The sequence below is a fragment of the Halococcus morrhuae DSM 1307 genome, from assembly GCF_000336695.1.
GTDB classification, from domain to species: domain Archaea; phylum Halobacteriota; class Halobacteria; order Halobacteriales; family Halococcaceae; genus Halococcus; species Halococcus morrhuae.
In genome coordinates this window covers 1-7,551 of the sequence record NZ_AOMC01000023.1, presented here as the reverse complement: position 1 = coordinate 7,551, position 7,551 = coordinate 1, and the positions used below count along the sequence as shown (strand labels likewise).

The following is a 7,551-nucleotide window of genomic DNA, read 5'->3' as shown; positions in this document are numbered from 1 at the left end:
GGCTCCGTACACGACAGGAAGTCTGTGATTGGAAGCATCGCCCGTTACCCCTGCCTACATCCCGACGCTACTTAACGTGCAAAGCTGAGCATAGATGGTACTGTCGAGTGACTCATCGAGGCTCAGATGTTCGAAGTGATCGTCGACACACGCTTTGATGCCGGCCCATCGCTCGGCGAACGGAGTGTCAGTGGCCGAGACGTCCTCGATCACTTGATCGTAGTTGGATTGGTCGAGGGTGGGAAGATCGTCCTCAACGACGTCCGCGAGGTCGTTGAGTGTGCGAGTTGCGACGCGGAGTGCTGCTGCCTGCTGTTCAGACATAGGATCCTCCGTATGGTTGATCGTGCATGCGACTATCGAGTTTGGTGGATAGCATATAGGTATGCGGTGCCTAAGTCTGGCAACCACCTGCCTTTAGCCAAGCGGTAAATGCGGTAGTTCCCAACTGGAAATCTCAGCATCTCCTCTGAACCATCTTCCAAACCGGCAGGACAGACTATAGTTTGATGGTCACCTGAGCATACAATTGCCTCCCAAATAAAGCAGAGAATAGTTGACTATACCATCAAATTTGAGAGAGTAATAAATGTATCTGTGTCATTTCTACACGTACGGGTTGGAATCTGTCTAAGACATAGGTAGTACTCGTTAACTACTATACCGATCTTTGAATTCACGCTCGCGGCGCATGAGCTCCTCGACACCGTGTTCGAGAATGGCTTTGCCCATACCGCTGGCAACGTAATAGGAGAATAGGCCGTCGCTGTCGGGCGTATTCTGCTTACGGTTCTGTACGAGACCGACATCACAGAGTTTGTCGAGATGATAGTGGAGGTTGTTGGGGCGCATCCCGAGCGATTCCTTGAGTTGATTCGCACTCATCTCGCCCTGCTGTTTGAGCGCATAGAGGATCCGAAAGCGGGTTTCATTGCCAATGGCGTCCTGCATAGCGAGATATTCTTGGAGCTTGAGCACGCTGTGTTCGGGCAAGAGCTCCTCGGGGTCGATGCTTTCGTCGTCGGTAGTGCGCTGTTCTTTTGTCGACATCAGGTTGGTTGGCCTCGTTTTGCTGTGTCCTACTTCCCATTCGTCGCCGGCAACGTGTCGATCGTATTGGTCATTGAAGCTGTGTCCGTATAACTATTTCTGAGTCGATATAGGCTGAAAAACACGATATTTATAAGTATAACAGGAGAGAATGAGATATGCGCGAGCGGCTCTTGGGACGTCTTCGTGAGCAGTTCGATGGGTCTCTCGATACGGACCAGTTTCTCGTCTACTTGATGAGCCCGTACAAGGAATTCCAACTCGACGACTTACTCCCAGAAGGGACGACGCCCGAGGACGTCAACGTGGATTTCGCCGAGTGGGATGACGAAGAGGGCGACTACACCGAACAGGAAGTTCTGGAGCAACTGACGTGGCTACGGGATGAATTGCGAACTGACCCAGGAGTGAACGCATTCATCGCATTAGATCCGGACATCCCCATCGAAGAGATGGATCCGGCGACGCAGAGCATCGAGTTCGCGCGGGCGAGCAACGTGGTGGTGTTCGTCGCGCCGCATGTCGGTCGGAATCTGGGTGTCGGGATCGAAACGGGATCGGTGCTTGAAGCGTTCTACGCGGACGATGAGAGCGATCCCGAGACTGTGGCCCGTCAGGAACGTGTACTCTTCGTCCATGAGGACACCCTCTCCAGTGCAATGATCGGCTCAGTAACTCGCCGCTGGGAGACGGCCGTCCGCTCGTATGCTGATCGCGAGGAGCTACTCCACGAAATCAAGCTGTTCGTGGTGGACGTGATGAATCGCGAGTTCGCTGGGGACCTGCCGCGGTTGGACGAGAGTGACTAACCCTTCGATGTCACGCGATTTCTCAGCAACATGGCCTTCCGTGAGGACTCGGAATCCGATCGGTTAAGACACGCTCGACGCCAGGATGTGTGTTCCCCGCCGTTCGTTTAAGTCTCCGGCATCCGTCTTTAGCTAAGCGACAAAACGCATGACTGCGGCTGGGATCGAAGTTGGTTCGTGAATGGATTGAGGAGGGGTAGGTGTGTCATCCGACCCCTCCTCGGACCGAATTGAACGACGGCTCACTACGCTCTTTCCATCGACCGCGCTGGAAGACCACGCCGAGGCCCTCGGCGTGGTCGAACGCGACGGCAAGTTCCAGATTCCAGCGATGATCTGGGCGTTCGTGTTCGGCTTCGCCGCCGGCGAGAGCCGATCACTCGCCGCGTTCCGCCGTGCCTACAACGCTACCGCTGACAAGACGCTCTCACCCGGCGGCTTCTATCAGCGGCTGACACCGCTGTTCGCCACGTATCTCCGCGACCTCGTCGAGTTCGCGCTCGACGAGGTCGCTGTTCCGCATACCGTTAGCGACGAGTTCGACCGGTTTAGAGACGTGATAATCGCCGATGCAACCGTCCTGCGGTTGCACCGATTTCTCCGCGAGGAGTACCAGGGGCTCCGTGAGGAGCAGGCTGGAGCGAAGCTCCACCTGCTCCACAACGTCACTGATCGAACCATCGAGAAACTCTCCATCACCGGCGAACGTCCCCATGACAGCACCGAATTCAAAACGGGATCGTGGCTCGAAGGACGGTTACTGCTCCTCGATTTGGCGTACTTCAAGTTCCGTCGCTTCGCGCTGATCGACGAGAACGGCGGCTACTTCGTCAGCCGTCTCAAGCGGAACACGAAGCCGGAGATCGTCGCAGAACTGCGCGAATGGCGCGGACGCGCCATTCCGCTGGAAGGCGAGGAAGTTTTCGACATCGCGGAGGATCTCCATCGCAAATACGTCGACGTTGAGGTCGAAGTTGAATTCAGACGAGGACCATACGCAGGCACGCGCTCGTGGGATACGAAGCGATTCCGCGTCGTCGGCGTCCGCAACGAGGACGCCGACGACTACCACTTCTATATCACGAATCTGCCGCGAGAGTGGCTCTTGCCGGCGGATATAGCAACGATCTACCGCTGTAGGTGGGCGGTGGAGTTACTGTTTCGCGAACTGAAGACGCTGTACGACCTCGACGAATTCAACACGACCAACCCTGCAGTAATGAAGATTCTGCTGTATGCGGCGGTGCTGACGCTGTTGGTGAGCCGCGAGTTGTTGGAGTTGGTAGTCGAGCACGCGGACGATGAGGCGGTGTTCCCACCGGAACGCTGGGCGGCGACCTTCCGGTCGCACGCCCAGCAGATTCTCAAGCGACTCAGCAACTACCTCGATTACTCACCACCACCGCTGTTAGACCGGATGGCAGCCGACGCACAGAAGATTCACCAAGAGCGCCCGATCCTCCAAGAACAGTTCGCTACCGCCACTCAGGCTACTCCTGGAGTTAGCTAAAGACGAATGAAGTCTCCGGAGACGTTGTTGACGGATATGGCCAGAGGAGACCGGACGGTCGATCGTACGCCCGAGAAACCGCCGCGGGGAGAAGGCGGGACTGGCGACAAGCCCGGGTCCGTCTGGCTGGATCGGATCCTCACCCGCCTCCTGCTTGGTGAGTCGGCCTCCAGTGAGGAGCACAACGATTCGACGCCCGACGGCGCTATCGATCGCGATCCGAAGAAACCGCCACCCGAAGAAAGCGGTGCGTGGAACAAACGCGGCTCGAAGACTGTTGATCGGATCGTCAACTGGATCGTCACCGGTGATCCGGACATGCCGTAGCGTGCGTTTTCGCGCCCGTCATCGCAGAACGGTGGATCAGCTCGGTACTACGCTCCTGGGTATTCTCATCGTGTCATAGAACTCTTCACATACCTCACCAGGAGCCCGAGAAACGGTATCTGAGAAACAGCCAGTATTGTCGTAATTCAGAGCCAGCGGTAGCGTGCCTCTCGATCGATACGCGAAAACCATGCCAACCGTTCTATGACACTCTGTGGTGGTCCAGAAAACCCACCGAGGGCGGCTCCACTGAGAATGACGATATGCTCAACCACCGACCATGAGCAATGCAGACGACGTCCTTGACCTCCGTAGTGGCTGAACACGTGTGAGACTACGGCGAGACAAACCCAACGTACTGCGCGTCTGAACTCTCACCGACAGGCGGATTCTTTGCAAAGAGTGTCGACAAAAGGATCGCCGACAGTAATCACCCAACCGACGCGATCAAACCACGGCCGATGGTGGGCAGTGACTCGTTTCTCTAAAACTGTGTCAGACAGCCGTCCTAAGCCTCAGTAGCGACGTACTGGTCTTCCCACTCACGCCGCGCATCGATCTCGCGACGGCCACGCTGGGTGAGGTTGTAGTAGTTGGTCCGCTTGTCGCGTTCGCCCTTCTCGACGAGTCCTTTCTCGACCAGTTCGTCGAGGTTCGGGTAGAGTCGGCCGTGGTGGATCTCGCTTTCGTAGTAGCCTTCGAGTTCATCCTTGATCGCGAGCCCTTTCGGCTCGTCCTGTCCTGCAATTGCGTACAGCACGTCGCGCTGGAACCCAGTCAGATCGTACATATCCTGCTGTTGGTCATTCTTACAGGAAAATATACCGATTTTCGAATCNGCGTACAGCACGTCGCGCTGGAACCCAGTCAGATCGTACATATCCTGCTGTTGGTCATTCTTACAGGAAAATATACCGATTTTCGAATCGACTATTCAGCCGACATAGGGCACATGTCCATCGGTTTCACCCGTGACATGCTTCCCCGGTTCGTTCTTCGATAACAAGGTTTACTTTATGCGAGATAAGATAACAGACGGCATGATAGATCGATTGGAGAAAGAAGTCGATATGCTGGAACGGCATCTGCAGGTGTTGCGGATGGTGATCGAGAACGAACCGATCGGCATCGTGAGGATGTCCGACGAAACCGGCTACGCCCATCACAAAATCCGCTACTCATTGCGTGTGCTCGAAGAAGAAAATCTGATCGAGCCGTCCAGCCAAGGCGCGACCACGACTGACCAGACGAGTGGATTCGTTGACGAACTCGACGGACGAATCGACGCGGTGAGCACCAAACTCGCTGAGATGAAACTCGACACGACAGGCGAAATGAGCCAGTAGTCCGGATCAGCAGGACGAGCAGAGATTCGATATCGCTACCGAACTCAGAGATCGCGTGGCTGGACAGTCTTGCGATCATTGGCATCTGATCGCCGTGTCGCATCCGCAAGCAAGTCCGCCACTTCACTGTTGAGCGCATCGTAGAAATCCGATGAGACGTTCTGGTCTGCGAGCTGTTCTTTGACTGCCGCTTTGACGATGAGATCCGTCATGCAACCTGTACTCCCGGCTATTCGTACTTATACCTCATCAAAGCGTGGTGAAAGTAGACTCAGCTCTTCAGCTTGGCAAGATCGTGTAACTCAGCGAATGGTGACTAAAATGCTGTCACGTAGGTTGTAAGAAACAGAGTTGCATTGTAGAGCCCATGAGCGAGGATTGGAACGGACAAATTGTCGTATTTTTCGTACAGCGCACCCAGTATNGTTGTAAGAAACAGAGTTGCATTGTAGAGCCCATGAGCGAGGATTGGAACGGACAAATTGTCGTATTTTTCGTACAGCGCACCCAGTATGACTGCGAGCGAGAACGGAGCGATACTCAGCAGAACAATCGCTTGTATCCCACCGAGATAGCCAATCGCATGCGGAATAACGAACAGAAGAGCGGCCACGCCGACAGCAGCGGGTGTTCGCATACTCCGAGTGAGTCGTCGCTGAATCACACCACGAAACAGATACTCCTCGGCTGGCGCGATGACGACGAATGAAAGCACTGCCAGCACGAGGACCATCGTCGGATCCCCTGTGAGGAGTTCCTGGTCGGCACGCCCGATCTGGATGCCCGTTCTGGTACTGAGTACGCCGATCCCGCTTGCAATCCCGAGCATGACGAGTGTGCTGACAACCACCCACCCAAACTGTTGTGGCGTCGGAATCTCGATTGATATCTTCTCAGTGAACCACCGGTGGACATACACCCATCCAGCGATGGCATAGCCCGCTTCCGAAAGGACGAACACGACGGTGAGCACGGCGAGACTGGTTCCGCCCACGAGAATCGGGACGATCGAAAGTACCGTCCCGATTGCAAAGGCAGAGATCACCAGTCCAAGTCCAATCGCGACAGCACGCCCGCGAGTTCTCCAGTTGGGTCGTGGATGTGGGTCACTCCGACCGTCAACAGGTTGTGTACTGGCCATTATTCATATGTTCCATCGATATGTTATACAGCTATCGGAGACACACTCTCACGCTGCGACTCTCCGGCTTGTCGACGATTACGACGTCGACCGCTTACTACTCGTCCTCGGCGTCGGCGATCGCCTCAAGTGTGTCGAACTCGAAGTTCTTGAGCAGCCGTGGCTCGTTTTTGATCGTGGAGATGGTGAACATCGATCGGGTGCGGATCACCTCGTCGATCCCCTCGAACTGGCTGATGAGGTCCTCGACCATTCCCTGGTTGCCGAGGCGTGCGATGACGACGAAGTCGGTTTCGCCCATGGTGAAGTAGACCTGATCAGCGCCCTCGATGGCAGAGAGCTTCTCGCCGACGCGCTCGTGGTAGCCCTCGTCGTACTCGGCGATGACCTCGGCGATGATGGTGACGCCGAGCCCGACCTTCTCGTAGTCGATGTCGTAGAGATCGTTCTTGATGACGCCCTCCTCACGGAGGTTGTTCAGTCGGTAGTAGATCGTCGACTTCGGGATGCCCGTCTCCTCGTGAAGCCGGTCGGGGCTGCCGGTGCCGAGGTTCGCAATCGCCGAGAGGATCTTGATGTCACGTTCGTCCATACTTGAATGCGGTTGGGAGATACTCGACAGGCGTACTTAATCCTCCCCATTACGTGTAGAACGGTGAACGACTGGCACCCGTTGCGAATCGCGGGACGGTTGCGGTCAACGCCGAACCAGCCGAGCATGTCGCGGATTTCGGCGAGCGAGGCAGCTGAGGTATGGGTGTGGTTACAAGCAAGCCTCAAGCCTGCCAAACCCCGGCAAGAACGCCGCGACGTTCGTTGCGAAGGACAGTTCGCGAACACTGATTGACTTCCAAGCAACGACCGGGCTGCTCGCGAATTTCGTGATGGACCAGCGAAGCTCGAACAGTAGCACGGAGATCGTGCTCGAATCCAAGGGCCTCGCCCACGCTCGTGACATCCGTTTCGTCGGCGTCCAAGACAACACGGGTCAGGGGGTACCCGACCGACGGCCTACAGATTCCCCGTGCTCGCTCCAAGCCGAGAAAGGAGCGACTGCACGCGCCGAACGGATCGTCGGCCAGTATATCGGGCTGCCTGGCAACAAGAACTCGGGCGGAGCGTCGATGTCCTGGATCGGTAATGGGGACAAGGACATTGCCCAGATTGGACACTGTGCCTCACGCGGAGCGGCCGATAACGGCGTCTACGGCGGACGAACGCCCGGTGATGTCCAGATCAAAGGCGGTTAGTGGATGAACAACGAGGTGAGCCAACTGCGGTTTTCGGGCAAGAACAGCTGGGCCGACGGCGTAACCGTCGTGGTTGACAAAGACAGCTACGAAGGACCGACGGGGGAGAGGGGGGGGG

The 7,551-nt window shown here is 56.2% G+C and carries 11 protein-coding genes; 5 read left to right on the top strand and 6 right to left on the bottom strand.

The window, feature by feature from the left end; genetic code table 11:
- Positions 1–54 precede the first annotated feature (54 nt).
- Positions 55–324 carry a hypothetical protein gene (locus tag C448_RS01225; protein WP_004051306.1) on the bottom strand — a complete coding sequence of 90 codons (270 nt, stop codon included), beginning with the start codon at positions 322–324 and terminating at the stop codon, positions 55–57.
- Between the two features lie 327 nt (positions 325–651).
- Positions 652–1,050 (bottom strand): helix-turn-helix domain-containing protein, encoded by a 399-nt coding sequence (locus C448_RS01220; protein WP_004051305.1) that lies wholly within the window; start codon positions 1,048–1,050, stop codon positions 652–654.
- Positions 1,051–1,208: 158 nt separating this feature from the next.
- Between C448_RS01220 and C448_RS01215 the strand changes: the two genes are divergently transcribed.
- The 3 genes from C448_RS01215 (at position 1,209) to C448_RS01205 (ending at position 3,696) form a co-directional block, all read left to right on the top strand.
- Positions 1,209–1,859: a DUF7509 family protein gene (locus tag C448_RS01215; protein ID WP_004051304.1), complete on the top strand. Its 651-nt coding sequence runs from the start codon at positions 1,209–1,211 to the stop codon at positions 1,857–1,859.
- A 202-nt stretch (positions 1,860–2,061) separates the two neighbouring features.
- Positions 2,062–3,369 (top strand): IS4 family transposase, encoded by a 1,308-nt coding sequence (locus tag C448_RS01210; RefSeq protein ID WP_004051303.1) that lies wholly within the window; start codon positions 2,062–2,064, stop codon positions 3,367–3,369.
- A 36-nt stretch (positions 3,370–3,405) separates the two neighbouring features.
- A complete protein-coding gene (locus C448_RS01205; RefSeq protein ID WP_004051302.1) occupies positions 3,406–3,696 on the top strand; it encodes a hypothetical protein in 291 nt (96 codons plus the stop codon).
- A 508-nt stretch (positions 3,697–4,204) separates the two neighbouring features.
- Here C448_RS01205 and C448_RS01200 read toward each other — a convergent pair.
- Positions 4,205–4,486 (bottom strand): helix-turn-helix transcriptional regulator, encoded by a 282-nt coding sequence (locus C448_RS01200; RefSeq protein ID WP_004051301.1) that lies wholly within the window; start codon positions 4,484–4,486, stop codon positions 4,205–4,207.
- A 250-nt stretch (positions 4,487–4,736) separates the two neighbouring features.
- Here C448_RS01200 and C448_RS01195 point away from each other — a divergent pair, with 250 nt between their 5' ends.
- A complete protein-coding gene (locus tag C448_RS01195; RefSeq protein ID WP_004051300.1) occupies positions 4,737–5,042 on the top strand; it encodes a hypothetical protein in 306 nt (101 codons plus the stop codon).
- A gap of 44 nt (positions 5,043–5,086) precedes the next feature.
- Here the strand turns inward: C448_RS01195 and C448_RS01190 are convergent, their stop codons facing one another.
- From C448_RS01190 to C448_RS01180, 3 genes are all read right to left on the bottom strand, one after another.
- Positions 5,087–5,254, bottom strand: a complete 168-nt coding sequence (locus C448_RS01190) for a hypothetical protein (RefSeq protein ID WP_004051299.1) — start codon at positions 5,252–5,254, stop codon at positions 5,087–5,089.
- Between the two features lie 104 nt (positions 5,255–5,358).
- Positions 5,359–5,775 carry a CPBP family intramembrane glutamic endopeptidase gene (locus C448_RS17130; RefSeq protein WP_455429039.1) on the bottom strand — a complete coding sequence of 139 codons (417 nt, stop codon included), beginning with the start codon at positions 5,773–5,775 and terminating at the stop codon, positions 5,359–5,361.
- A gap of 505 nt (positions 5,776–6,280) precedes the next feature.
- A complete protein-coding gene (locus C448_RS01180) occupies positions 6,281–6,775 on the bottom strand; it encodes an Lrp/AsnC family transcriptional regulator (protein ID WP_004051297.1) in 495 nt (164 codons plus the stop codon).
- A gap of 292 nt (positions 6,776–7,067) precedes the next feature.
- On the opposite strand from C448_RS01180, the gene C448_RS16425 reads away from it, so the two are divergent.
- A complete protein-coding gene (locus C448_RS16425) occupies positions 7,068–7,433 on the top strand; it encodes a hypothetical protein (RefSeq protein ID WP_004051296.1) in 366 nt (121 codons plus the stop codon).
- The last annotated feature ends 118 nt before the right edge of the window (positions 7,434–7,551 follow it).